The organism is Niallia sp. XMNu-256 (assembly GCF_036670015.1).
GTDB lineage: Bacteria > Bacillota > Bacilli > Bacillales > Cytobacillaceae > Bacillus_BD.
The window spans coordinates 2,820,910-2,847,334 of sequence record NZ_CP137636.1 but is presented as its reverse complement, the minus strand read 5'-3'; the positions used below and the strand labels follow the sequence as shown (position 1 = coordinate 2,847,334).

Annotated in this window: 28 protein-coding genes and 1 pseudogene; 18 read left to right on the top strand and 11 right to left on the bottom strand. The window is 34.9% G+C overall.

The genetic code is table 11. The annotated features are described in order from the left end of the window. Positions 1–100: 100 nt before the first annotated feature. Positions 101–1,597, bottom strand: a complete 1,497-nt coding sequence (locus R4Z10_RS14420; protein WP_338469995.1) for an ATP-binding protein — start codon at positions 1,595–1,597, stop codon at positions 101–103. A 211-nt stretch (positions 1,598–1,808) separates the two neighbouring features. On the opposite strand from R4Z10_RS14420, the gene R4Z10_RS14415 reads away from it, so the two are divergent. Then, positions 1,809–2,249, top strand: coding sequence for a MarR family transcriptional regulator (locus R4Z10_RS14415; RefSeq protein WP_338469994.1), 441 nt, complete (start codon positions 1,809–1,811; stop codon positions 2,247–2,249). Positions 2,250–2,299: 50 nt separating this feature from the next. Here the strand turns inward: R4Z10_RS14415 and R4Z10_RS14410 are convergent, their stop codons facing one another. Next, positions 2,300–4,426 carry an ATP-dependent Clp protease ATP-binding subunit gene (locus R4Z10_RS14410; RefSeq protein ID WP_338469993.1) on the bottom strand — a complete coding sequence of 709 codons (2,127 nt, stop codon included), beginning with the start codon at positions 4,424–4,426 and terminating at the stop codon, positions 2,300–2,302. 221 nt (positions 4,427–4,647) lie between these two features. Here R4Z10_RS14410 and R4Z10_RS14405 point away from each other — a divergent pair, with 221 nt between their 5' ends. Beyond that, positions 4,648–5,688 carry a hypothetical protein gene (locus R4Z10_RS14405; RefSeq protein ID WP_338469992.1) on the top strand — a complete coding sequence of 347 codons (1,041 nt, stop codon included), beginning with the start codon at positions 4,648–4,650 and terminating at the stop codon, positions 5,686–5,688. 34 nt (positions 5,689–5,722) lie between these two features. Here R4Z10_RS14405 and R4Z10_RS14400 read toward each other — a convergent pair whose 3' ends face one another. Continuing rightward, the gene (locus R4Z10_RS14400; protein ID WP_338469991.1) at positions 5,723–6,298 is read right to left on the bottom strand and encodes a hypothetical protein; all 576 of its coding nucleotides are present in this window, start codon (positions 6,296–6,298) and stop codon (positions 5,723–5,725) included. A 41-nt stretch (positions 6,299–6,339) separates the two neighbouring features. After that, complete coding sequence (locus tag R4Z10_RS14395) at positions 6,340–6,951, bottom strand: type II CAAX endopeptidase family protein (RefSeq protein WP_338469990.1); 612 nt, start codon at positions 6,949–6,951, stop codon at positions 6,340–6,342. 211 nt (positions 6,952–7,162) lie between these two features. On the opposite strand from R4Z10_RS14395, the gene R4Z10_RS14390 reads away from it, so the two are divergent. After that, positions 7,163–7,276 carry a DUF6254 family protein gene (locus R4Z10_RS14390; RefSeq protein ID WP_338469989.1) on the top strand — a complete coding sequence of 38 codons (114 nt, stop codon included), beginning with the start codon at positions 7,163–7,165 and terminating at the stop codon, positions 7,274–7,276. Between the two features lie 55 nt (positions 7,277–7,331). On the opposite strand, the gene R4Z10_RS14385 is transcribed toward R4Z10_RS14390, so the two are convergent. Beyond that, positions 7,332–7,508, bottom strand: coding sequence for a DUF2187 family protein (locus tag R4Z10_RS14385; RefSeq protein WP_338469988.1), 177 nt, complete (start codon positions 7,506–7,508; stop codon positions 7,332–7,334). Between the two features lie 148 nt (positions 7,509–7,656). Here R4Z10_RS14385 and R4Z10_RS14380 point away from each other — a divergent pair, with 148 nt between their 5' ends. The 8 genes from R4Z10_RS14380 to R4Z10_RS14345 all read left to right on the top strand — a co-directional run bounded on the left by R4Z10_RS14380 (position 7,657) and on the right by R4Z10_RS14345 (position 13,492). Beyond that, the gene (locus R4Z10_RS14380; RefSeq protein ID WP_338469987.1) at positions 7,657–7,851 is read left to right on the top strand and encodes a hypothetical protein; all 195 of its coding nucleotides are present in this window, start codon (positions 7,657–7,659) and stop codon (positions 7,849–7,851) included. A gap of 206 nt (positions 7,852–8,057) precedes the next feature. Further along, on the top strand, positions 8,058–8,324 hold the full coding sequence (locus tag R4Z10_RS14375) for a phosphocarrier protein HPr (protein WP_338469986.1): 267 nt from the start codon (positions 8,058–8,060) through the stop codon (positions 8,322–8,324). Continuing rightward, positions 8,325–10,043, top strand: coding sequence for a phosphoenolpyruvate--protein phosphotransferase (gene ptsP, locus R4Z10_RS14370; RefSeq protein ID WP_338469985.1), 1,719 nt, complete (start codon positions 8,325–8,327; stop codon positions 10,041–10,043). It begins immediately after the preceding gene. Between the two features lie 105 nt (positions 10,044–10,148). Next, positions 10,149–10,607, top strand: a complete 459-nt coding sequence (locus tag R4Z10_RS14365) for a hypothetical protein (protein ID WP_338469984.1) — start codon at positions 10,149–10,151, stop codon at positions 10,605–10,607. Positions 10,608–10,665: 58 nt separating this feature from the next. Beyond that, entirely contained in the window at positions 10,666–11,544 is an 879-nt protein-coding gene (locus tag R4Z10_RS14360; RefSeq protein ID WP_338469983.1) for an NAD(P)-dependent oxidoreductase, read from the top strand. Positions 11,545–11,604: 60 nt separating this feature from the next. Beyond that, positions 11,605–11,787, top strand: a complete 183-nt coding sequence (locus R4Z10_RS14355) for a hypothetical protein (RefSeq protein ID WP_338469982.1) — start codon at positions 11,605–11,607, stop codon at positions 11,785–11,787. Between the two features lie 136 nt (positions 11,788–11,923). Further along, positions 11,924–12,451 carry an RDD family protein gene (locus R4Z10_RS14350; protein WP_338469981.1) on the top strand — a complete coding sequence of 176 codons (528 nt, stop codon included), beginning with the start codon at positions 11,924–11,926 and terminating at the stop codon, positions 12,449–12,451. 135 nt (positions 12,452–12,586) lie between these two features. After that, entirely contained in the window at positions 12,587–13,492 is a 906-nt protein-coding gene (locus R4Z10_RS14345; protein ID WP_338469980.1) for a chemotaxis protein, read from the top strand. Positions 13,493–13,553: 61 nt separating this feature from the next. Here R4Z10_RS14345 and R4Z10_RS14340 read toward each other — a convergent pair whose 3' ends face one another. The 3 genes from R4Z10_RS14340 to R4Z10_RS14330 all read right to left on the bottom strand — a co-directional run bounded on the left by R4Z10_RS14340 (position 13,554) and on the right by R4Z10_RS14330 (position 15,820). Further along, on the bottom strand, positions 13,554–14,039 hold the full coding sequence (locus R4Z10_RS14340; RefSeq protein WP_338469979.1) for a YkyB family protein: 486 nt from the start codon (positions 14,037–14,039) through the stop codon (positions 13,554–13,556). Between the two features lie 175 nt (positions 14,040–14,214). Then, the gene (locus R4Z10_RS14335) at positions 14,215–14,709 is read right to left on the bottom strand and encodes a L,D-transpeptidase family protein (RefSeq protein WP_338469978.1); all 495 of its coding nucleotides are present in this window, start codon (positions 14,707–14,709) and stop codon (positions 14,215–14,217) included. Positions 14,710–14,941: 232 nt separating this feature from the next. Then, entirely contained in the window at positions 14,942–15,820 is an 879-nt protein-coding gene (locus tag R4Z10_RS14330) for a metallophosphoesterase (protein WP_338469977.1), read from the bottom strand. A gap of 154 nt (positions 15,821–15,974) precedes the next feature. Between R4Z10_RS14330 and R4Z10_RS14325 the strand changes: the two are divergent. The 6 genes and pseudogenes from R4Z10_RS14325 (at position 15,975) to R4Z10_RS14300 (ending at position 21,858) form a co-directional block, all read left to right on the top strand. Further along, positions 15,975–17,179, top strand: a pseudogene (locus tag R4Z10_RS14325) (EAL-associated domain-containing protein). Between the two features lie 396 nt (positions 17,180–17,575). Then, entirely contained in the window at positions 17,576–17,812 is a 237-nt protein-coding gene (locus tag R4Z10_RS14320) for a YkuJ family protein (RefSeq protein WP_338469976.1), read from the top strand. 183 nt (positions 17,813–17,995) lie between these two features. After that, complete coding sequence (gene cbpB, locus R4Z10_RS14315; protein ID WP_338469975.1) at positions 17,996–18,424, top strand: cyclic-di-AMP-binding protein CbpB; 429 nt, start codon at positions 17,996–17,998, stop codon at positions 18,422–18,424. Between the two features lie 87 nt (positions 18,425–18,511). Then, positions 18,512–20,020: an MDR family MFS transporter gene (locus tag R4Z10_RS14310; RefSeq protein ID WP_338473249.1), complete on the top strand. Its 1,509-nt coding sequence runs from the start codon at positions 18,512–18,514 to the stop codon at positions 20,018–20,020. Positions 20,021–20,044: 24 nt separating this feature from the next. After that, a complete protein-coding gene (locus tag R4Z10_RS14305; RefSeq protein ID WP_338469974.1) occupies positions 20,045–21,163 on the top strand; it encodes an N-acetyldiaminopimelate deacetylase in 1,119 nt (372 codons plus the stop codon). 35 nt (positions 21,164–21,198) lie between these two features. Beyond that, on the top strand, positions 21,199–21,858 hold the full coding sequence (locus R4Z10_RS14300; protein WP_338469973.1) for a TrkA family potassium uptake protein: 660 nt from the start codon (positions 21,199–21,201) through the stop codon (positions 21,856–21,858). 101 nt (positions 21,859–21,959) lie between these two features. Here R4Z10_RS14300 and rnjA read toward each other — a convergent pair whose 3' ends face one another. The 3 genes from rnjA to def all read right to left on the bottom strand — a co-directional run bounded on the left by rnjA (position 21,960) and on the right by def (position 24,800). Further along, positions 21,960–23,627 (bottom strand): ribonuclease J1, encoded by a 1,668-nt coding sequence (gene rnjA, locus R4Z10_RS14295; RefSeq protein WP_338469972.1) that lies wholly within the window; start codon positions 23,625–23,627, stop codon positions 21,960–21,962. A 2-nt stretch (positions 23,628–23,629) separates the two neighbouring features. Beyond that, positions 23,630–23,839: a DNA-directed RNA polymerase subunit epsilon gene (locus R4Z10_RS14290; RefSeq protein WP_338469971.1), complete on the bottom strand. Its 210-nt coding sequence runs from the start codon at positions 23,837–23,839 to the stop codon at positions 23,630–23,632. 412 nt (positions 23,840–24,251) lie between these two features. Beyond that, positions 24,252–24,800 (bottom strand): peptide deformylase, encoded by a 549-nt coding sequence (def, locus tag R4Z10_RS14285; RefSeq protein ID WP_338469970.1) that lies wholly within the window; start codon positions 24,798–24,800, stop codon positions 24,252–24,254. A gap of 519 nt (positions 24,801–25,319) precedes the next feature. Here def and pdhA point away from each other — a divergent pair. Beyond that, positions 25,320–26,423 (top strand): pyruvate dehydrogenase (acetyl-transferring) E1 component subunit alpha, encoded by a 1,104-nt coding sequence (pdhA, locus tag R4Z10_RS14280; protein ID WP_338473248.1) that lies wholly within the window; start codon positions 25,320–25,322, stop codon positions 26,421–26,423. Positions 26,424–26,425: the final 2 nt, after the last annotated feature.

Here is a 26,425-nt window from a genome sequence, read left to right as displayed (position 1 = left end):
CTTATTCCCATTCATTTTACATGAAGGTTAACTTAGAATGTAGAATATTGAAAAAATAAAACTTAAGAAAACCTTCTTGACAATTGTCAAGAAGGTTTTCTTAGTTATAATTGGCAATCGGTAACCTAATGGTGATAGTAGTGCCTTTATTGAGTTCACTCTTAATTTCAATTTTTCCATTCCTAGCTTCAATAATTCTCTTACAGATAATAAGTCCTAAGCCTGTTCCAGTTTCTTTTGATGTATAAAAGGGGGTAAAGATTTTTTTCATTTGTTTTGGAGAAATCCCGTGTCCAGTATCCGTTACAGATAAATAAACCTCATTTACTACAGCTTGGAGTTTGATTGTAACTGCGCCATTTTCCGTCATCGATTCAAGCGCATTTTTTGTAATATTTAATAATACTTGCTTCATTTGATCCTTGGAGCCCTCTATATATAATGTTTCTTCAGGAAAGAGTGTGGTTAGTGTATGATTACTCTTCTTAGCTTCATATTCGATCAATGGAATTAATTCTTTAATAATGTTGTTTAGATCAATGATATCGGTTTTGACAATAGAAGGTTTTCCAAGAATCAGAAACTCGTTTACAATTTCATTAATCCGATTTATTTCCTGATCGATAATAGAAAAATAGGCTTTCTCTTTATCGCTCCTATGATTTTCATTTAAAAGCTGAATAAGACCTTTTATTCCCGTTAAAGGATTTCGAATTTCGTGAGCAATACTTGCTGCAAAAGTGCCGAGTAATTCTAATTTCTGTAAGTCATTTTGTTTCTTTTCTCTTACCGCAATACGACGTTGCATCATAAAAACGGCAAGAAAGTAGATTAAATTGAAAAATATTGCCGAGATCATCCCAATGCCAATAATCATATTTAGCAATTTAGTATGATTAGCAGGGGGAATGGAGACATGAACTTCCCAAGGGATTCTGTCTATTGCTAAAGTAAAGAACGTTTCAGATTCAGTTTTATTTCCAGGGGCGTTAATCTCCATTACCATTTCCTTTTTTGAGTTTGTAATTATAAAGTGTTTATTTGGAAATGTTGTTTGCATTACGTTTTTGATATAATCAGGTTTAAAATATGAGACAATCACAAAAACGACCGCATCGTTTTCAATTATAGGCTTAGCAATACCGATTACGTTCTGACCATTCTTAAATTTTTCAGGTTGATCAGAAATAATAGTATCTTTTGTAGCAAGAACCTCTTTTATATATAGTTGACTGTTTAAACTTGTATTTAAGAGAAGGGAATCATCTCCATGAATGACACGACCGTTTTGGTCTAATAAAAACATTCCAGCATAGCGTGGGTCAAGACGAGTTCCTTTTTGTAAAAGACTATCAACCTGATCAACTGATTCTTTCACCGAAATAATCGATAAGGATAATATGTCTTGTATTGTATCCGTTTGTTCAATAAACTGGTTCCAATTATCTTCATGGATTTCTGCCATTCTTTTTGCTTCTTCTTGTCGTTCTAATGAATCCAAGTGAAATATTCTGATTGAAAAATATCCCGTTAAAAGAGCAATAGGCAAAAAGACAATTAAAATATATAAAATAATTCGGTTGGTTTTATATTTCATTTCATTTGCTCCAACTTTTCTGATATGGTTAATTATATCAGAAACACATAAGAATGTTAGTGAAACTTCTATGGAAGCCGTGAATAATATCAAATTGACAGAGTAGAAACGTTTTCTTATAATTAAATTTTAATAGAAGAAAGCAAAAAATTATCTTATTATAGATAATAAGCAATAATATAATTATCATTAAAAGGAATTGGTTAAAATTATGGGTTCTGAACAAAATGAACAATCATTAAAACTATTTATTGTTCTATCTCGAGCTTATCGCGCTGTAAACGAACATGTGAATAAACGCATTCAACGGTATGGGCTAAATCCAACTGAATTTGCTGTCTTAGAGTTGTTGTATCACAAAGGGGATCAGCCTCTTCAGCAAATTGGCGGAAAAATTCTTCTCGCAAGCGGAAGTATGACTTATGTCATTGATAAATTAGAAAAAAAGGAATACATTAGACGTGTTCCATGTCCAGATGATCGCAGAGTAACATTTGCTCAGATAACGGATAAAGGAATGAAATTGATACAGCAAGTTTTTCCTTCTCATCGAAATGAAATTGAACGAATTATGTCCGTTCTTACAGAAGATGAGAGAGAGACAGCCATTGAATTATTAAAGAGAATCGGTCTATCCATTAAAGAATATTAAACAAAAAGAACCGCCATTTTTTTAGAGGCGGTTCTTTTTGTTCCAAAGAACTATTTCTTTTTGATTACAAAGTGATCAGCCTCTAGCTCTGCTAACAAATCACCTGTTGTTCCATTCTCAAGAATATAATCAGCAATTTTATCTTCTAGTTGTTCTTGAATCACTCTTCTCAGTGGGCGAGCACCAAATGTTCGATTATAACCCAATTCGACTAGCTTTTCTTTTGCTTCATTTGTAACGGTCAATGTGTAGTGTTGTTCTTGTAAGCCTTCATTTAACTCATCAAGCATTAGATCAACAATTTGAAGAAGGTCAGCTTTTTCTAAAGGTTTAAATTCAATAATACGATCGAAGCGGTTAAGAAATTCGGGTTTAAAATATTGCCCAAGTGATTGAAGGATAGTTGATTCGTTCACTGAATTATTTTTATCAAATCCAACTTCAATTCTCCGATCGCCAACACCTGCGTTACTTGTCATAATAATAACAGATTCCTTAAAGCTTACGGTTCTGCCTTGGCTATCAGTTAAACGTCCATCTTCAAGGATTTGTAAGAACATGTGTAATACATCAGGGTGAGCCTTTTCAATTTCATCGAGTAAGATAATGCAATAGGGGTTTCGGCGGACTTTTTCAGTTAATTGTCCTGCTTCTTCATGACCGACATAACCTGGGGGAGAGCCGATAATTTTTGAAACACTATGTTTCTCCATATACTCACTCATATCCAGTCTAACCATTGCATCCTTAGTACCAAATAATTCTTCCGCTAAGGTTTTAGCCAATTCTGTCTTCCCAACTCCAGTTGGTCCAACAAAGAGGAAAGAACCAATTGGTCGGTGTTTGGATTTTAACCCGGCACGGCTGCGGCGCATCGCTTTTGCTACTTTATCGACAGCTTCGACTTGACCAATTACCTTTGACGAAAGGTTTTTTTGTAAGTCTTGCATTTTTATCTGTTCATCACGCTGTAATTGGCCTACTGGAATGCCCGTTTTCTTTTCAATGATCTCATGAATGATTTCAACTCCTACAACAGGATGTTTAGTAGAACTTGATTTATTTAAGGCTTGTTCAAGCTGTTTTTCTTCTTCACGTAGTTTTGCAGCTTTCTCGTATTCCTCATTTTTTAAAACAGCTTCTTTTTCCTGTGCAATTTCCTTTAATCTATTTTCAATCTCACTTATAGACGTATAATTGCTTGAAAGATTAACCTTTGACCCGGCTTCATCCAATAAATCAATTGCTTTATCAGGAAGGAAACGATCTTGAATATAGCGATTAGATAATTTGACACAAGCTTCTAATGTCTCATCAGTATAGGAGACTTGGTGAAAGTTCTCATATTTAGGTTGTAGACCTTTGAGAATCTCTATTGCAGCCTCTTCAGTTGGCTCTGCCACTAAAACAGGCTGAAAGCGTCGTTCTAGAGCTGCATCTTTCTCAATTTTTCGATATTCATTTAAGGTAGTTGCGCCTACTAATTGAAGTTCACCGCGGGCAAGGGCAGGTTTTAAGATATTTCCTGCATCCATGGAACCTTCTGCAGAGCCTGCTCCTACCAGTAAATGAATTTCATCTACAAATAGAATGATGTTTTTCCGATTTTGTAAGTCATAGATTAGTTCTTTCATTCGTTCTTCAAATTGACCGCGAATCCCTGTGTTCGCCACTAATGATGCAACATCTAACAAATAGACAATTTTGTTTTTTAATTTAGCTGGTACATTTCCTTCTTCTATTTTTAAGGCTAATCCTTCAGCTATTGCTGTTTTCCCTACGCCTGGTTCACCGATTAAAACCGGATTATTTTTATTGCGACGATTTAATATTTCAATGACTCTTTCAATTTCTTCATTACGGCCGATCACCGGATCAATTAGACCGGCTTTAGCCATATTGTTTAGATTTCGTCCGAATTGATCCAAAAATCCACTATTTTTTGATTGCATGTTGGATTGCTGTGGTTGATTCATTTGTTGCAGTAATTCATCCAATGGGAATGAATGATGTCCACCAAATTCACCAAGCTTCATGCTAGGACCAAATGTTTTTTTAAAGTTCTGTTTTTGTGATTGGTAACATGTTTGACATAGATGCAGGTATGATTCTTGACCATTTACTACAAATTTCATATTTATATTTGCATTTTTTTGTTTGCAATTTTGACAAAGCATATACATTCTCCTTTCGTAAGCGTTTTGACTTTGACTATATTTGATCTTTGTGTCTTTATTATAGTCTGACCAATTTTGACTTTCAAGTATTTTGTTCATGAAATTTGTGGAATTATATCGATAATTTGTCAGTTTCTGTTCTTTATCATAGATATATATAAGATAAAAGCTCGTCTTTGTTTGTCCGAACCTACATATAGTGAATTAGGAGGGGAAAGCAGTTGAAGACAAATTGGAGTTCTGCTTTTCAAGTAGCTGCTGTATATGTAGGAACAGTTGTTGGAGCGGGATTTGCAACAGGTAGGGAAATTGTTGAGTTTTTTTCGAGATATGGTTTTATTGGATTAGTAGGAATGTTAATGGCTGGTTATATGTTTGTCTTTTTAGGGACGAAAATCATGGTTATTTCAGCCGAAATTAATGCGAAATCTTATGAGGAATTTAATGAATTTTTATTCGGAAAGTCATTTGGAAAAGTTATCAATGGATTAACCTTATTTATGCTTATTGGCGTTAGTGCGGTTATGCTAGCAGGGGCAGGGGCTGTATTTCAAGAACAATTAGAACTGTCAAGAATGATTGGGATCATGCTAACCATTGGTTTTTCGTTTTTAGTTATGATTGTTGGAACGAAAGCCTTATTTGCTGTTAACACTTTTGTAGTTCCGTTGATGATTGGTTTTTGTTTAATCTTATTTTCTCTATCCATCCAACAACCTCATTTTATAGACCAAGTTCTATACATTCCTTATGTAAAAGATGGATGGTCAGCAGTTGTTTCACCTTTTTCCTATACGGCGTTTAATTTATCATTATCACAAGCCGTCCTAGTGCCAATTGCATCCGAAATTAAAGATACGAAAGCAATTAAAAGAGGTGGAATATTAGGTGGAATAGCCTTAACGGTCATTTTACTAGCTAGTCATATGACTTTAGTGATGTTACCTAATTTCGCCTCATTTGAAATTCCAATGGCGATTATAATGAAAAACTTAGCACCTGGATTATTTGCCGTTTATGTATTGATTATCTATGGAGAAATCTTCACTTCTATTATTGGGAATGTATATGGTCTTGAAAAGCAAATTAAACAATATATCAATATTCCAAAACTGTTGATTGTAACAGGTATATTTACAATTTGTTTATTATTAAGTCAATTTGATTATAGTCGGCTTCTTTCTTATTTATATCCACTTTTTGGATATATTAGTTTGTTGTTTATTATTTTATTGTGGATGAAACCAGAAAGTACAAAATGAGGTGTAAACATTGTTACACCTCATTTTGTATTGATTAATTCACTTTTAAATGTTTAGCCATTTGAACAAAAGCGTCTAGATGGTTATCTTGAATTTGCGTAAAGATGGTTAACTTAATCATATGATCATTTTTCGGAATTAAATAAGCAGTTATTAATTCGCGGTCGTTCTTTGTTTGTAGGACTGTAGTGTTTTTTGAAAAGTCTGCTGGTGTGCTTACTGTTTCAACTTCTTCGTTAAGTGAAGCCTCTAATTGTTCGATTGTATTCTTTTTTAATGATTCCCAGTCTGAATTGCTAGTAACGATCTGAATCCTCATCATATGTAGATCATTTTCTTTGAAATAAACGACATCATTATTTGGTTCTTCCGCACTTAGCTCATATGCAGGTAGTACATAAAGGCCGAAGTTTTGATTATCACTTTTTATCCAGGAAGCTGTATCTACTACTGACTGTTCATTCAGATGATAGCTAATTTGTATTTCTGTAGCAGGGCTCTTTTCTTCATTGTTAGGATCTGTCGAGTTCGTCTCATTGCTTGTTCCACAAGCAACTAACATGATTGATACCATAAATAGCATAGAGAAATATTTCAATTGTTTAAACATAGTATTCCTCCTATTAATAGATGAGCTAATCCTTTAAATGATCATCTAAAAGGGAATAGAATAAATAGACAAACACTAAAGACGATGTGAGAGATAATATTTATTCGAATGCTCCTTTTCCATGAATATAGTGCCCCCCAGAAAATTCCACCAAATAAAGCAGCAATAATATGTATGATATAACCTGAGTAGATTTGAATGGATGCATATAGGATAGTAGAAAGGATGATCGCGAAACGAACATCGTGCTTTCTTTCTAGTCTTTTTTGGATAAATCCTCTCCAAAAGATTTCCTCCCCAGGGACAATGACTAGAAACAATATGAGATAATGCCAAAAGCTTGATGGGGCAAAGTATCTATATAATCCAGTAATTTCCCTTTTTAGCGGAATATTGAAAAATTCAATCGTAAGATTTCCTAACAAAAAAATAAAAAAAAGAACGAATCCTGAAAGAATACCATAAAACGTATTTTTAATGAAAGTTGTATGAACATCAGCTTTTTCATTTAAGATAGAGTAGCTAATTAAAATTAACATAGCACCTGTAAACATATACCAAAAAGTAGCTTTATCTTGAAAGGTTAAGTACATTAGGATATGGGCAATAATGAAGCCTATTAAAATTCGATAATCAACTATTATCTTATTCACAAAAAAACTCCTTTCCCCTTTGTCACCATTTTACCAAAAAATATAGAATTCTGGTAGAAATGGATAAGAGCCCAAAAGGCATATGCAAGCAACATCATTTTTCCCTAATTCTGTTCCTTATATGTGAGGGCAAAAAGAAAAATAAAAATATAAAAAAGGCAAAAGATAAAAGTGATCGAACGATCAAAAGGATAGAAAAGGGGGTAAAAATATGTCACAATCAAAACGTCAACAAGAAAGAGAGTGGACGGTCCGGAAACAGGATCAGAAACCTCATGGAAAAGTAAAGTCGCTTAAAGAATTATCAAATGAAGCAAAATCATAAAACTAGACGAAGGCTGCCTACTCAATAGGCAGCCTTCGTCTAGTTTTATTGGAGGTCATTTTATAATTTTATAGTTTTTATGATTAACTACTGTTCTTGATTCTAAATCTAATTTCATAAAATTATCCATATACGTAAGATCAACAATTACAGAGTTTTCGTTTACCTTTTCAACGATTCCTTGTAAACCATTTTTAAATTCAATAATATTTCCTATCTCAGCTATTTTCAAAATTGTCATCTTCCCCCTATATAAATAATTATAATATTTTTTATATTAGTAATATTTTGCACTATATTTGTTTATTCGTAAAGGGTTTTTTGATACTTTGACTACCTAACTTTCTTTAATATAATGAATTAAAGGGAGTGATGCTGTAATGACAGAGGAAATGGCTGTTACGATACTCGACAAGTTAAAAAGTGGCGAGTTAAAAGAGTATTTAATTTCAAAAGAAGAATTCCTATCTTTTCGTAAAGTACTTGTGAGTAGAAAGGATTTCAAACATTACCGTGGAATTGCTCAAAGAGGCGGAGATGTATTGTATCAATATTTAAATGAACCGAGAAGTTAGAAAGGGGATCTGACAATTGATCTCCTTATTTGTTAATAGGGGTATAGGCACTGATGTGGATAAAAAAAATTATGAGTTATCTGTAAGCGGTTACGTTACTGAAAATTAGGACTTAGGATAAAAATACATATAATATTTGTTGAGCAATATTGGAAAGTGTTATGATTTTATCATATATGTCGAAAATATAGGAGGTAGTTGTATTTATGGTTGAAAAGCAATTTACAGTAATTGACCCGACAGGTATTCATGCACGACCGGCAACACTGTTAGTACAACTTGCTAGCAAATTTAATAGTGATATAAACCTTGAGTATAAAGATAAAAAGGTAAATTTAAAATCAATAATGGGTGTCATGTCCTTAGGAATTGGACAAGGTGCTACAATTAAAATAAGTGCAGAGGGAAACGATGAAACAGAAGCCCTTTCTGCGTTAGAAGAGAGATTAATTAATGAAGGGTTGGCTCAATAAATGACTGTTTTAAAAGGAATTGCTGCTTCAAGTGGAATTGCTATCGCCAAAGCCTATCGACTCGTAGAGCCCGACTTGTCCTTTAAAAAGACTGAGGTCGCTGATACTGATCAAGAAATCAAGCGATTACATGATGCCCTGGCTACATCTAAAGCAGAGCTTGAGGCAATACGTGATAAAGCAAATGTTGAACTTGGTGAAGATAAAGGCGCTATTTTTGAAGCGCATTTATTAATTGCGAATGATCCAGAAATGATCACACCGATTGAAGATAAAGTTAAAACAGAAAAGGTAAATGCTGAACAGGCCTTAAAAGAAGTTACCGACATGTTCATTACCATGTTTGAACAAATGGATAATGAATACATGCGGGAAAGAGCCGCGGACATTCGTGATGTTAGAAAACGGATTTTGTCACATTTATTAGGGGTTCAAATTATTAACCCAAGTATGATTTCGGAAGAAGCCATTATTGTTGCAGAAGATTTAACACCTTCAGATACAGCTCAATTAAATCGAAAATACGTTAAAGCGTTCACAACGAATATTGGCGGCCGAACATCACACTCAGCGATAATGGCTCGTTCAATGGAAATTCCTGCTGTAGTTGGGACAAAGTCCGCAACAGAAGAAATAAAGAGCGGTGATGTCATTATTGTTGATGGATTAAAAGGGGAAGTACATATTAACCCTTCGGAAGAAATCATCGCACAATATAAACAAGAACATGCTCAATATGAAACTCAAAAGGCTGAATGGGCAAAGTTATTAAACGAAAAAACCGTAACAGCTGATGGCCACCAAGTTGAATTAGTCGCAAATATTGGAACTCCTAATGATTTAGATGGCGTGATCAATAATGGGGGTGAAGGGGTAGGCTTATACCGTACTGAATTCTTGTATATGGGTAGAAATGAACTTCCATCAGAAGACGAGCAATTTGAGTCTTATAAAGCTGTTCTTGAAGGCTTAGAGGGTAAACCTGTTGTTGTTCGTACTCTTGATATTGGTGGAGATAAGGAATTACCTTATTTGAATCTGCCAAAGGAAATGAATCCATTTCTTGGGTTCCGTGCCATTCGTCTATGCTTGGAGGAACAAGACTTATTCAGAACACAATTAAGAGCATTACTTCGTGCGAGTGCCTATGGAAATTTAAAAATTATGTTTCCAATGATTGCAACCCTGGATGAATTCCGCTCTGCCAAAGCGATCTTAGAAGAAGAAAAACAAAAACTAGTGAATGAAGGTGTCGGAGTTTCAGATTCTATTGAAGTTGGAATCATGGTAGAAATTCCTTCAACTGCTGTGATGGCAGACCAATTCGCAAAAGAAGTAGACTTCTTTAGTATAGGTACGAATGATTTGATTCAATATACAATGGCTGCAGACCGAATGAATGAACGCGTATCCTATCTTTATCAGCCATACAGTCCAGCTATTTTACGACTCGTTAAAATGGTGATTGATGCAGCTCATAAAGAAGGTAAGTGGGCTGGTATGTGTGGAGAAATGGCAGGGGATGAAACGGCTATTCCATTATTGCTAGGTCTAGGGCTTGATGAGTTTTCAATGAGCGCTACATCTATTTTAAAAGCACGATCACAAATTCTTCGCCTATCTAAAAAGGAAATGGAAGAATTAGCACAGAGAGCATTGCAAATGAGCACGACTGCTGAAGTGGTTGAGGCAGTTGATTCGGCTATATCTCAGAAATAATAAAAATATAACAAAAACCGGCTGTAGAATCAGTCGGTTTTTTTAAATTCTATAGTTTATTTAGGCTTTTCATTGACTAAAGTGTTTAATGAGGAGTGATAAAATATGAGAAGAAAAATACTTTTAATAGCAAATTTCTGTATTTCTTTATTATTATTGGGAGGATGTATTTCAGATGAACCATCCATTATTAACCGATATGCAGAAGCGCATTTGAATAATAAAAATGAACTGGAGTTTCGATTTAAATTAAATGATAAGATTTTCACTGATGAAAAGATGTATAAAGTAAAAGTATTGATTCATGATGAGGAATTAGCTGCTGCCCTTGGCGGTGAAGAAATTATTTACGGTTCGAAGGAAGTACCGAATGGAAAAACACTAGATGTATCACAAGGGGAAGAATTTTTTATTTATATGGATCCGATCCCAATGCTTGTAGACCTTCATGTATTTGAGATTGAAAAAATGATTAAAGATGAAAAAGCGATTTCGGTTGAAATTATTAGCAATGATGAAGTGATCGCTAAAGCATTTTTAACAAATTTTACCTCTCAAATATAAAATCTTTTCAATGCAAATGTTACAATGATAATAATAAATAATGGAGGGAGAGACTGAAATGCTAAGTAAGAGAAGTCCAATCATTGGGTTTGTTGGAACGGGTGTGATGGGAAAAAGCATGGCGATGCACTTACTTCGTGCTGGGTATTCTATCGTTGTTTACAATCGCACAAAGGAAAAGGCATTAGAGTTATTGGAAGAGGGCGCCTTATGGGCAACGAGTCCAAAAGAGGTTGCAAAGCAAGCCCATGTTGTATTTACAATAGTTGGTTATCCAAAGGATGTGGAAGAAACTTATTTCGGGGAACAAGGAATCATTGAGAATGGGAATCCTGGTTCCTATGTAATTGATATGACAACATCAACTCCAACATTAGCAAAAAAGATTTATGAAGAAGCAAAAGGGAAGGGAATTTATGCATTGGATGCTCCTGTTTCTGGCGGTGATATAGGGGCAAAAGAAGCACGACTTTCGATAATGGTCGGTGGAGATGAATCTGTTTATAATGAAATCCTCCCACTATTTAAGTTGCTTGGAACCAATATTGTCTATCAAGGTCAAGCTGGGGCTGGACAACATACAAAAATGTGCAATCAAATTGCTATAGCTACTAATATGATCGGGGTGTGCGAAGCAATCATTTATGCCGAAAAGGCAGGACTTGACCCAGAGAAGGTGTTAGAAAGCATTTCATCAGGAGCAGCAGGTAGTTGGTCTCTTTCCAACCTTGCGCCAAGAATGTTAGCCGAAAATTTTGAACCTGGATTCTACATAAAACATTTTATAAAAGATATGAATATAGCTTTACAAGAAGCAGAAGCAATGCAACTAGATACACCAGGACTTTCCCTCGCGAAGGATATGTACGAGCGTTTAGCAAATAATGGGGAAGAAAATAGCGGTACACATGCTTTATATAAATATTGGAAAATGTAAAATCGCATAAAGAAAAAGCCTCCGAAACACACTAATAGTAGAGCAAAGGAGGTTTTTTTGATGGCAAAACGAAATAAAAAGAATGATCCACAGCAAAAAAATAAAAAAGGTTTTGACTCAAGTGTAATCGACTCAGAATTCGCTCATGAAATGGGCAGTGCTAATACAAATAAGATTCATAAAAATAAAGCTAAAAAAGAAAAAGCATCAAAAAATGATGGTAAATATAAAGGTGGATTATAATAATACAAAAGTAAAAGTGCTGGCTGCTGCTGGCACTTTTTTTTGGTGCCTGGCTTTTTATCATGGTCTAGGGAGACAAATAAAGGCATATTAATAAGTTAATAAGCGTTAATGAATCTCTAATTGGGGGTCTATGATGAATACAACTTTAGAAAATCATTCGAATGAAGGAGTAACATCAGTCTATGCAGGTTTTTGGATTCGGGTAGGAGCTTATGTAATTGACTCCATTATTTTAAGTATTCCTTTATGGTTATTGACATCCGTTATCTTTTTTATTTTCTTAGGAACATCAGACGTTTTTTATTATATGATGTATGATCCTAATTATATGTATAGCGATGCTGAAATGCTTTCTGTTATGGGTGCGTATTATACAGCATTAATCATTACGATGATCGTTAGTTTCATTGTAACTGTTGCTTATTTTGCTGGACTTCATTCTTCAAAATGGCAAGCAACAATTGGAAAAAGATTATTAAAATTAAAAGTAATCGATGGGAATGGAAATCGTATCACATTTTGGAGAGCCTTTGGTCGGTATGTGGCTATGTCATTTCTGTCTGGAATTCTATGTATTGGATATATTATGGTAGCTTTTACAGAAAAGAAACAGGGCCTGCATGATCTAATTGCTAGTACAATTGTCATTAAATCGGAATAAATAACAAAAAAATGCATCCTAATATGGATGTATTTTTTTTTTGAATATAGAAAAACAACCACTGCCTTCATCGTTCTTCATGGTATAGTAAAGGTATTAGAAAAGACTATTAAAATACAGGCAGGTTGAGGACTCGTGAAAAATAATAAAGGAATCTTACTTAAAACTGGAACAAATGAACTGGAAATTGTTGAGTTTGGTATTGGTAAAAATCACTTTGGGATCAATGTGATAAAAGTACGAGAAATTATTAACCCTGTATCCGTAACAATCATTCCAAATTCTCATCCTCATGTCGAGGGCATTATCGAATTAAGAGGTGAGGTATTACCTGTGGTGAATGTGGCTAAAGCCATTGGATTTCCTGCCTCCGATACTCCCGAAAAAGATAAATTTATTGTAACTGAATTTAATCAGCAGAAAATCGTTTTTCATGTTCATAGTGTTTCACAAATCCATCGCATTTCATGGCAGCAAATTGAAAAACCTTCTGAAATGTACCAAGGGGCAGATAGTCAAATTATTGGAGTTATTAAATTAAATGGCGAAATGATTCTATTATTGGATTTTGAAAAAATTGTAGTTGAGATTAATCCCGAGTCTGGTATTAGTGTCGAACGACTGCAAAAGTTAGGGCATAGAGAACGTTCTAACAAGCATTTGGTGATTGCTGAAGACTCTCCACTATTACGTAACTTGCTTCTCGACACATTAGCGGAAGCAGGTTATCATAATATCGAATTCTTTGAGAATGGTGCGGAAGCCTATCGGTTTTTAGAATCCATTATTAATAAAGGCACGGAAATAGAAAAGGAAGTCCAGTTGGTGATTACGGATATTGAAATGCCGCAAATGGATGGACATCATTTAACTAAAAAGATAAAACAAAACAGTGATTTATCGAAGTTGCCTGTTATCATTTTCTCTTCCCTTATTACAGATGATTTACGGCATAAAGGACAAGTAGTAGGGGCAAATTCTCAGGTTAGTAAACCAGAAATTGACGAACTAGTAAGACTCATCGACCAACTCGCATTATAGAAAATGAAAAAACTTCTGTTAATGAGAACCGTTTCATCCATTAATAGAAGTTTTTTCATGTTTAATAATAACTTTCTCCAAGCTTTTTAAAAACGGGTTTATGATATTTCTTACGAGCTGGTTTTGTTGTCGAGGTCGGGTTGTTTTCTAGTTCAGTTAATCCAGTGTATGTTAAGAGGATTCGTTTTGCTTGGCTAAGTGAAAGTGTAGCCTTTGGGTTGCGAACATTGTGATCTAATTTACCGAGATGAGGTAATTCTTCAAAGTCACTTTTAGAAGGAGGTAGATGGAATGTATATTTCCCGCATTGTATTAATACATCCGATTGCTGCTGACTATATTTAGGGTTGTTTGAAAAATGCAGACCTATTTTTTGGGCTTTACCTTCACGAATGAGTTTATGAAGAGCCGTATATTTTAGCTTATATAAAAATTTAGGATTTGGAGCAGTTTTCGCATGTCTATTAACAATGAAGATCGCTTGTGAGAGGTTTTCTATTGTTGGCTTTATTTGAGGTTTTGATGCACCGTCACTAAATGAGGACAATGTTAGGACTCCTTTCAGTATTATAAAAAAACAATGGTTATTTTAATGTTCAACATTTAACTCAATCTTATTATAACTCTTCTGTTCACAAAAGAAAATAAGTATCTAAAAAAATTAATTCGATTGAGAGGAGGGCTCGCACATCTTTAAAATACTCTCAAAAAGCGAAAGGTTTTCATTGAATAGTTACGGTTGTTCCATTTGGTATTAGTCTTGACAGTTCAAGAACATCGCGATTATGCATTCGCACACAACCTTTTGATACCGATTTGCCAATTGAAGAGGGGTCATTGGTCCCGTGAATCCCATAGCCAGCTTTCGAAAGGGAAAGCCACATTGCTCCATATGGTCCACCAGGATTCGGCTGCCGGTTAACAACCACAAATGTTCCTACAGGAGTTTGGGTTAACATTTTACCTACTGCAATCGGGTAAGTTTTTACCAACCTATTGTTTCGGAATAGTTGAAGTGTGCGATTTCCTCTTGAAATAACAATTCGGTAAGGAATGGTCGCTGGATCAGGTAAACCTGGAATCCGGATGGACCAGCCTGCTTGAATCGTATTGACATTTGTAATAAAGGGGTTTGCAGCTAGGAGTTGTGAAATTGAGACTCGATAATCCCTGGATATCAGAGATAAAGTTTCTCCTCTTTTTATGATGTGTTGCATGACACCACTCCATTCCATTTTGTGCAATAACTATGTTAAAGTAACCTATGAAAAAATATAGGATAATGCTACTGTATTTATTTCGATAGGCAATCATAATGTGGTGATAGGACTTTTTTAGATGGAAGATAGGGCATAAAAAGAGTGGTGTTAATTACATAAAATTAAAGAGAGGATGCCCAAGGAGGTGATATTCAAACTATGCCGCCTTTTTCAACTTGACAGCCTCTTCTTAGTCTTTTAATGCAGATAAAGTAAATAAAGTTAGTTCTGGTTTTGATAAAAATCGAAATGGTAATCTTGTCGTACCGATTCCCCGATTCACATATAAGGTTAAATCATTATTTGGGCCCTCGACTTGGTAAAATCCTTCATAATACTGCTCGCTATAAGGTGGAGTAATTAACGGACCAACAAATGGAATTTTTACTTGTCCTCCATGGCTATGTCCACTTAATTGTAGTTGTAATCCATATTGAACTGCAAGGTTTGCTAAATCAGGTTCATGGACAAGAAGAATTTTATAGGAGTCTTTGGGAATCCCTGCTACAGTCTTTTCTAAATCTGGCTTTCCAAGCATTGCATCATCCAGTCCGGCAATATAAATGGCGCTGCCATCAAGTAATTGGATTTTTTGATTGTTATTCTGCAGTAAAGTAAAACCGCTATTAACCATAATATCCTTATATATATCTGTACCATATCCACCATGATCGTGGTTTCCATAGATAGCAAATTTTCCATATTTAGTTTGGATGTTTGATAATATAGGAATAATTTCGTCACTATTTTGATATTTATTAGGTTCGTCCATTAAATCTCCAGTAAAAAAAACAACATCAGGATCTAATTTATTTATTTCTTTGACCACTTTTGCTAATTGTTCTACTTTATAATGAAACCCAAGGTGGGTATCGCTAAATTGGACGATTTTAAACTGATCAAAACCAATTGGAATCATCGGATGATGTATGGAGTGTATGTTCGTTTTAAGCAATCGTGTTTCAATTTCTTTTGCATAGTAATAACCACCGGCACTAGCTGTAGCCACGGCAAAGAGAGAACCAAACGTTCTTCTAATAAATGTTCTCCTTGATATTTTATCTGACATCGTAAAACCAACCTATCATTTTTAAAAGTCTTAATATATACTATCAAAGGACACGAAAAATTAGAAGGTAAAAGAGGATGTTCTAATTATTTTTAATTAATTAAATGCTCTTTTTTGATGTAATCATATACATAAGCGGTGAGGAGGATGAAGGATGGACGCGTTGGATATCATTTCTGATTTAGAACATGTAATTCCATATTTTCAACCAATATTCAGTGCTGATGAACATCAAATCATAGGTTATGAGGTATTAGGGAGGTATAATGGAAACGGTGAAATAATCAGTCTTGGTCCATTCTTCCATGATCAGTGCATCCCTGAAGAATACCGACTTGAAGTTGATAACACAGTATTGATGAAGGCTTTGGACCAAGCAGTTATTTTAGATAAAGATGTTTTACTATTTATTAATAGAAATGCAGAGTTGTTTACGAATGATGGTGGAGATGAGTTACTGCAATTATTATTAAAATATCAAGAAAAGGGAATTACACTGGATCGGATTGTGTTAGAGATTCCAAATGAAGATCCCAAAAAAGAAATCGACCATTTAATAAATTATTATCGTACGTTCGGGATTAAAGTGGCAATTGATAGTATGAGAAATACAACCAGCCTATTAAACCGTATAGGTGATTTAAAACCTGATATTGTTAAGGTAGACCTAGTCCCCTTAAGATCCACTCAACCGCCACCGGCCTACCAAGAAATCCTCTATACTTTATCCCTCTTGGTGAGGAAAATTGGCGCGACTCTTTTATTTAAAAATATTGAAATGGTTTATCAACTTCAATTTTCATGGAAAAATGGTGGTCGATATTATCAGGGGTATTATCTAGAGGCACCTTCACCTGGATTTGTCCCTCGAGACCTATTAAAAAATAAGTTAAAGTCCGAATTCCATGAATTTATTATGTATGAGAAGCAAAAGCTGGAAGCCGTTGTCACGATTACTGATCAATTTCATTTAAAGTTTCAAGATTCGATTAGTAAAATTAGGAAAACAACCCAATATGAAGAATTATTAACAATTCTATCTAAAGATTAAATGACATTGCATTTAGAATATATATTTGTGATGAAGACGGATTTCAAAAATCCCCTAATATGATAAAAAAAGGGGAGCAATGGCAGTTCCAACCGGAATATATTCAGAGAAATTGGAGTTGGCGACCTTACTTCTTAGAAAACATAATTAAAATGAGAAAAGATAAAAAAAGTATACTATCCGATTTATATAACGACATTGAAACAGGTGAATTCACTAGAACCTTTTCATATCCATTGAATGAAAGTGATTACTTATTTATTGATTTTTCATATGAGTTTCTCTATAAACATGACCATTTACTGTAAAGTTCGTACAAATGTAAATAACGATAAGAAATTTGTAATAAATGCTCGATTTTTTTTGACTTCTACTTGTACAATTCCATGATTTTCTTTATGCTGTTTATGTTAGGAAAAAAACATTTAACTGCACCTCTGCAGAAGTCCTTCACTTTGTAAGTAAGGGATGATGCCTAAGGGCCTACTGATTCATAGGAGGACTCAAGTCCTTACTGAATGAAGGTAGCCCTCCGGTGGATGCCTCGGATTTTTAGGACTTTTCGAGCGAAGGTATTAATCCTAGGGCAAATTCGTCGCAGAGAATTTGATATTGTATCGATTAGATGTAAGTTTTGTGTTTAGAAAGACGTCATTTGAGAAACCTAAGCATATGTATTAGGTTTTGCTGAAAGGAGAGGAAACATGTCACAACTTCAAGGTATTATAACTCGATTAAAAAATTTACAGGAACAATCCACGAATGGTGAACCAGCTCAACGTTTTTTTGAGGTGAATGGTGAACGTAAGTGTCAAGTGACTTACCAACCTAAATCTTCGACTTTTGAATTGGAAGTTTATTTCGATAAAGAAAAACCAAAACGATATCAATTCGATAATATTGATATGATTACAATAGAAATTTTTGATTTAATTCAATAGTAAATATTTTACTGTAAAGAGGAACCATCATGGTTCCTTTTTTACGGTATTTAAGATCAATTATATTTTACATAGTTCAGCTTCATTTAAAGAAAATTTTATATTTGACAGATGTAGGAGGCGGAAAATTCTAAACTGTGTTAAAATAATTAAACACAATTATTTTCTGAGGTGAATTCATCTATGTTCAATCTTGAAAACTTTTTCACCATTGATATGCGAATATTAATGATTCCTTCTGAGAAGGTTGCACATGTGCAAATGGGTAATAGTCTAGAGCATGCTCTATTGGTATTAACAAAAAGTGGATATAGTGCAATTCCTGTTCTTGACCCATATTATAAACTCCATGGTCTTATTTCAACACCAATTATTATGGAATCAATTCTAGGATTGGAGAGAATTGAATATGAAAAATTAGAAACCACCCGGGTTGAGGAAGTTATGAATAAACAAATTCCCCATTTAAAAATAGGTTCAAGTATACAAGAGATGATGCAATTGTTAGTTGATCATCCATTTTTATGTGTAGAAAATAATGAGGGATATTTTGAGGGAATTTTAACGAGAAGGGCTGTTTTGAATTTGTTAAATGATGTCATGCATAATTAAATAGAATAGTAGCTTCCTGAGTGTTGGAGGCTTGTTTTTTTATATGAGAGACTTCTTTCAGGGTTGGTGGAGAAAGGATTATATAAAATGGAGAACGTATTAGATAAAAGAGTGCAAGATAAAAGAAATCGACCGATTGTCCTTGCTGCTATTATACTGGCCATGTTTATGGGGGCCATTGAAGGAACAATTGTTTCCACTGCAATGCCTGCGATTGTAGGAGAATTAGGAGATTTCTCATTGTACAGTTGGGTTTTTTCCTCCTATTTGCTAATGAATACTGTAACCGTTTTAATTTATGGGAAATTAGCTGATTTATTTGGACGTAAACCAGTAATCATAATTGGAATTATTATTTTCCTAATAGGATCGATTCTTTGTGGATTGGCTAATTCAATGGTAACACTGATTATTTTTCGGTTTATTCAAGGTTTTGGTGCAGGAGCAATAACTCCGATTGCAACCACGATTGTAGGGGATCTTTACACAAAAGAGGAAAGAGCAAAGATCCAGGGTTATTTATCCAGTGTATGGGGGATCTCAGCCATTCTTGGACCAGCGTTAGGTGGTTTGCTTGTTCAATATGTTAGCTGGAGATTTATATTTTGGATTAATATTCCACTGGGAATTTTAGCAGGACTTGGAATCGCTATCTTTTTGCATGAAAATATTGATAAAACAAAAAAATCAATCGATTATCCAGGGGCATTACTAATTGGAATTTCTACGTCTATTTTAATGTTTGTACTTGTTGAAGGGGGAAATCGCTGGGATTGGTTATCTATTGAAATTATTGGTTTATTAACAACTAGTTTAATCTTATTTTTTCTATTTTATTTACAGGAACAAAAAGCGGTTGAACCAATTATGCCGTTTTCAATCTGGAAGAACCGTACAATTTTACTGGCAAATTTAACTTCTTTTACAACTGGAATTATGCTGATTGGGATTTCAAGCTTTTTACCCACTTTTGTACAAGGCGTCATGGAAGAATCAGCTATAGTTGCTGGTTTTACCTTAACAACGATGTCAATTGGCTGGCCAATTGCTTCGACGATCGCTGGTCCGTTGTTGCTGAAAATCGGAATACGAGCAACCTCTTTTCTTGGTGGGATTGCTTTAGTGATTGGAAGTCTGATGTTTGTAATGCTGACACCACAAGCGGGGCCAATTTGGGCTGCAACTGGTTCTTTTATTATTGGGATCGGAATGGGGTTAACCAATACGACTTTTATTGTAGCTATTCAAAGTTCGGTAAGTTGGGAGCAGAGAGGGATTGCGACCGCTGCAAATTCATTCATGAAAAATTTAGGAAACACAGTGAGTGCTGCATTTCTTGGAGGAATTTTAAATAGTCAACTCATGAATTATTTGACTAATTATGGTAGTGCAAATACAGCAGGTTTAACGGTTGATTCAACGAATCTTCTTTTAAACAAAGAGGAACGCGATCAATTACCGGGGGGAATTTTACACCTGTTACAAGAGGGTTTAACCTACTCGCTTCAAACCGTTTATTATGTTGTGCTTTTCTTAGCGATCATTAGTATGATTTTCATTTGGCTACTACCTAGAAAAAAGTATGAATCTAGTTAAAGATTGAAAAGTGGGGGATAGTGGATGGATCAATTTGTTCAAATTCGGCGTGATCTTCATCAAATACCTGAATTAGGTTTTAAAGAGTTTAAAACACAGGCATATTTATTAGACTATCTTCAAATGTTACCTTTAGAAAGAATTCAAATTAGAAAATGGGAAACAGGTTTATTTGTGAAAGTAAACGGTACGAATCCCACGAAGATGATTGGTTACCGGGCTGATATGGATGGCTTACCTATTAAAGAAGAAACGAGACTTCCGTTTAAATCGATTCATGAAACAAATATGCATGCTTGTGGTCATGATTTTCATATGTCCATTGCACTAGGTGTATTGACACATTTTGTGCATTACCCTATTAAGGATGATTTATTGTTTATTTTCCAGCCTGCTGAGGAAGCGCCAGGTGGAGCTGAACCGATGTTGAAGTCGGATGTGATGAAAGAATGGTGGCCAGATATGATTATGGCCTTACATATAGCACCCGAATACCCTGTAGGCTCGATTGCTCTGAAGGAAGGACTTCTATTTGCTAACACCTCTGAATTGTTTATTGACTTTAAAGGAAAAGGTGGACATGCTGCACATCCTCATTTAACCAACGATATGACCGTTGCTGCTTGTACACTTGTTACTCAGCTACAATCGATTGTTTCGAGAAATGTTGATCCCCTTGATAGTGCGGTAATTACTGTTGGCAAAATTACGAGTGGAACTGTACAGAATATCATTTCCGAACATGCAAGATTAGAAGGAACGATTAGAACATTCTCAGTAGAATTAATGCAGCATTTACAGCGGCGGATTTTAGATATGGTTAAAGGGATTGAAGTGGGGTTTCAGTGTGAAGCAACCGTAGATTTCGGCGCGTTGTACATAGAAGTTTACAATCACGAAATATTAACAAGGGAATTTATCGACTTTGTCGAACAGGAAACAGAGGTTAAAGTGATTGCTTGTAAAGAAGCAATGACAGGTGAAGACTTTGGCTTTATGGTAAGAGAAATTCCTGGGTTTATGTTTTGGCTTGGTGTTGAATCAGACTATGGACTCCATCATGCAAAACTTTTGCCGAATGAAGAGGCAATTGGGGTTGCGATTAAGATGATTTCCAAGTATATTTCCTATAAAGGAAGCTGACTGTTAACAACGCCTAAAGGGTTGGAGGAAATATAGTGAAAAAAGAATTTGCAGTAATTGGTTTGGGACGTTTTGGTGGCAGCATTTGCCGGACATTAGCTGAACAAGGTGTAGAAGTAATGGGAATTGATATAGATGAGGAACGTGTTGATGAGTATTCAACAATTGCTTCTCACGCGGTAGTTGCTAATACAACAGATGAGAAAGCTTTAAAAAGCTTAGGTATCCGTAACTTTGACCATGTGATTGTTGCCATTGGGGATGATATTCAAGCAAGTATTTTAACAACGATCATGTTAAAAGAGCTTGGTGTTAAGAAGGTAACAGTAAAAGCGCAAAATGATTATCATGAAAAGGTTTTAGTTAAAATAGGGGCTGATCATGTCGTTCATCCTGAACGTGATATGGGAAAAAGAATTGCAAATAACATTATTTCTAACAGTGTTCTTGATTATTTAGAATTATCTGATGAACATAGTATCGTAGAAATTGTTGCGAGCGAAAAGATCCATGGTCATTCCATTTTACAATTAGATGTACGAGCTAAATATGGAATCAATATTGTTGCTATCAAGAGACAGGATGAAATTATTGTTTCCCCTCAAGCCAATGAAACCATTTATGAACAGGATATTTTGATTGTAATTGGGGCCGATTCTGATATCAATCGGTTCGAAAGAAAAGTATTATCATAAGATGAAACCTCCATCAGTGGGGGGCTTTCATTCCGTTAAGCCTGATAAAATGAAAAAAGCACCGTGTTCGGTGCTTTTTTCATTTACTCTATAAATTTCCATTATACTTCCATAATAATTGGCAAGATCATTGGACGACGTTTTGTTTTTTCATAAAGGTAAGGTGAAAGGGTATCGGTAATTTCATTTTTTATTTCCGACCACTGAGTGGTTTTCCGTTCCATCACTTTATCTAGGTGTTTTGCGATTAAGTTTTGGGCATCATTTATTAAGTCGCTAGACTCTCTCATATACACAAAACCCCGGGAAATAATATCTGGACCAGCTGCAATTTTGAATTCTTTCATATTAATGCTGACAACCACTACAACTAAACCTTCTTCAGATAGAATTCTTCGATCCCGTAATACAATATTTCCGATATCACCTATTCCGCTGCCATCAATATAAACATTCCCAGATGGAATTTTACCCGCTACTCTAGCTTCATCTGAACTAAGTGCCAAAACCTCGCCATTGTCCATAATAAAACAGTTATCTTCCTTTACTCCACAGTCAACCGCAAGCTTAGAATGTGTGACTAGCATGCGATATTCACCATGGATTGGCATAAAGAACTTAGGTTTTATCAACCGTAACATTAGCTTTTGTTCCTCTTGTCCGCCATGACCCGAGGTATGAATGTCGTTTAATTTTCCATGAATGACATCTGCACCCGCTCGGTAAAGCATATTAATTGTCCGATTCACACTTGTCGTATTCCCAGGGATAGGGGATGATGAGAATACTACGGTATCTCCCGGAATAATTTGAATTTGTCTGTGCGTTCCATTGGCAATCCGAGAAAGTGCTGCCATTGGTTCTCCTTGGCTTCCTGTACAAAGGATCGTTACTTTATTTGCTGGGAGTCGATTGACTTGTCCTGCATCAATAAAAGTATCCTTAGGTGCTCGAATGTAACCCAAATCTTGTCCAATTTGAATGGCTGCCTCCATACTGCGACCAAAGACAGCTATTTTGCGGTCATTTGCAACCGCTGCTTCTGTCACTTGTTGAAGACGATGGATATTTGATGCGAATGTAGCAAAAATAATCCTCCCATCCACTTTTCTAAATATATCATGGATAGTATCCCCTACACGTCTTTCTGACATAGTAAAGTCTGGAATTTCACTGTTTGTACTATCTGACAGTAAACAAAGAACACCTTCTTTACCAATTTCAGCCATTTTTGTTAAATTAGCTGGTTCACCAACAGGAGTAAAGTCAAATTTAAAATCACCAGTATGAACGATTTGGCCCGGAGGAGTTTTAACAACAATTCCATAAGAATCAGGAATACTATGTGTTGTTCTAAAGAAGGATACAGATGTTTTTCTAAATTTAATGATGTCGTCTTCTTTTATTTCAATGAATGTCGTCTGTCTCAGTAGGCCATGTTCTTCTAATTTATTACGAATCAACCCAAGCGCAAGCTTTCCACCGTAAATCGGAACATTGATTTGTCGTAAAAGATAAGGGATGCCTCCGATATGGTCTTCATGTCCATGAGTAATGAAGAGCCCTTTAATTTTATCTTCATTCTTAACTAAATAAGTATAATCCGGAATCACATAGTCAATTCCGAGTAACTCGTCTTCTGGGAATTTAATTCCTGCATCAATGAGAATGATCTCATCTTGGAATTGAACTCCATATGTGTTTTTACCAATTTCGCCTAGACCGCCTATGGCAAAAACGGCAGTTTGATCATTTTTTACAAATTTCATATTTATATCTCCAATACATTAAAATCTTCATTTTGTTTTTCATATTCCAAAAAAGCGTCTTCAATTGGTGTGATGTGTTCAATGTTGTATGGATATTGAGCTAGCTTTATACGAATTTCTTGAATGGATTCTCCCTCAATGTATAATGATTTGGTGTTTTCACGGACAGGTACTTGCATTTTTGATTCTTGATAAAAAACTTTAAAAATCATTTTTGATCGCTCCTCATTTGTTTTTTTGAAAAGAAGTTTATTATAAGGAAGGAGCCCTTCTAAAAGAGTGAAGGGCTCAAAAAATAATCAGGCAATTGATTTTTTTCGCAACATGTCGTTCCACTGTCTTAAAAGCTTCTTTTTTAGCTTCTTTAACATCGTGGTCATCTCCTTATTTTCTATTTTAAACATTCCTTGGTCAAAGTAAAGTGAAATCAGGATTTTCTCTTCATTTATTCATCTTTTTGCTTTTATTATTTGTTACTTTTAAGACAATTATTTATCTTGTTCATAAAAACTAAAAGAAGCCAAAATATAAACGGCTTCGAAAATCCTGTTCTCCAAGGAAACTAGAAAATAAGGAGAGACCATATGAAGTAAGGTTTGTTAGAACAAACGTCTATGTATTGAATTAGATGCCAATCGCATTTTCAGGCTTCTGCATTGGGTTTTCCTGATTAATATGATCGTAAAACATAATTCCATTTAAATGATCGATTTCATGTTGAAAACAAATCGCAGGAAGTCCTTTCAATCGAACCTTTACTTCGTTTCCCTCTGAATCAAAGCCTTTCACGGTTATTCTTGCAAACCTTGGTACATAGCCAGGATGTGGTTCATCGACGGATAAACACCCTTCTCCTGATACTAAATAAGATTTTTCAACCGAATGACTAATAATTTTTGGATTAATTAGGGCATAACTATGTAACTTCCCATTCTCATCGTTTACATGAACAGCAATCATTCGTTTAGGAACATTAATTTGCGGAGCAGCTAAACCAATTCCAGGACGTAGTCCATGCTTTGATGCAACTTCAGGGTTCTGACTGTTTTGCACAAATTCCATTAATTGATGAAGAATCTTCTTATCTTCTTCAGAAGCTGGCAAAGCTACTTCTGAAGCAACCTTTCTTAATACAGGATGGCCGTCACGAACAATATCATCCATTGTTAACATAATAAGTTACACTTCCTTTAATCAATTCATGTATTCCAATTTTATCAAATAGTAGTAGAAAAGTTAAACTAAACTGTTAAGTTATTGATAATAAAAAATGTTCAATTCTAAAATTCAAGAGTCTTACTATAGAAAAAATTTATTAAAACCTTTCCTATAACACGTATTAAAGTCAATAATTTTTATAGTACAGATAAAAGTATAATATTATAACAGTTTGGTTATTTGTGAAGAAAACATGAATTATTTTTGAATTCTTTTACTTAAAATCATTGACTAAGGTGTAAAAACTCGATAAGATGTAAATGTGAACAAAAGGTGTTTCACTTTTATTTTAAAAAAACTAATACAGATAACGGTGACTAGGTCTTTAAACTGTTAATAAAAAAATAATAGAGTAACTATCGCAATAAATAAAATGATTTATTGCTTTAATTTAATGCTTTAGTTATCTATTTTTGGATACTCTATTAATGATTATTTTAATGAATGGAAAGGGTGGTTGGTGTGGCATCTAAAATGAAAAATCAATCAGTTGATGCAAAAGTACAGGCAGAAGTAATAGCAGATCAATTTCAAATGTTTCAAATATTAAATGAAGAGGGTCAAGTTGTTAATGAAGCAGCGATGCCAGATTTAAGCGACGATCAATTACAAGAATTAATGAGACGTATGGTTTATACAAGAATTTTGGATCAACGTTCCATTTCCCTAAATAGACAAGGACGTTTAGGTTTCTATGCTCCGACAGCAGGACAGGAGGCGTCCCAATTGGCTACACAGTTCGCGCTTGAAAAAGAAGACTTTATTTTACCAGGCTACCGTGATGTTCCACAGATTGTATGGCATGGCTTCCCGCTATATCAAGCATTTTTATGGTCAAGAGGACATTTTGAAGGTGGACAAATTCCGGACGGTGTAAACGTATATATTCCACAAATTATTATTGGTGCACAATATATTCAAGCTGCTGGTGTAGCACTTGGATTAAAGAAACGTGGAAAGAAGGCAGTTGCCATTACATACACAGGTGATGGTGGTACTTCTCAAGGTGATTTCTATGAAGGAATTAACTTTGCAGGTGCATACAAAGCTCCAGCAATCTTCGTTGTACAAAATAATCAATTTGCGATATCAACACCACGTGAAGCACAAACAGCGGCCCCAACATTAGCTCAAAAAGCTGTTTCTGCAGGAATACCAGGAATTTTAGTAGATGGAATGGATCCGCTAGCTGTTTACGCGGCAACACGTGAAGCTCGTGAGCGTGCGATTAATGGAGAAGGACCTACTTTAATTGAAACGATGACATACCGCTATGGTCCACATACGATGGCAGGGGATGACCCAACTCGTTACCGTACTTCAGACCTTGATAATGAATGGGAAAAGAAAGATCCACTTGTTCGTTTCCGTAAATTCTTAGAGGCAAAAGGTTTATGGAATGAAGAGAAAGAAAACGAAGTAATCGAACAAGCAAAAGAAGAAATTAAAGAGGCTATTAAAAAAGCAGATGGCGCTCCAAAACAAAAAGTTACGGACCTTATCGATATTATGTATGAAGATTTACCACAAAACTTAAAAGAACAAAAAGAAATTTATTTAGCAAAGGAGTCGAAATAAGC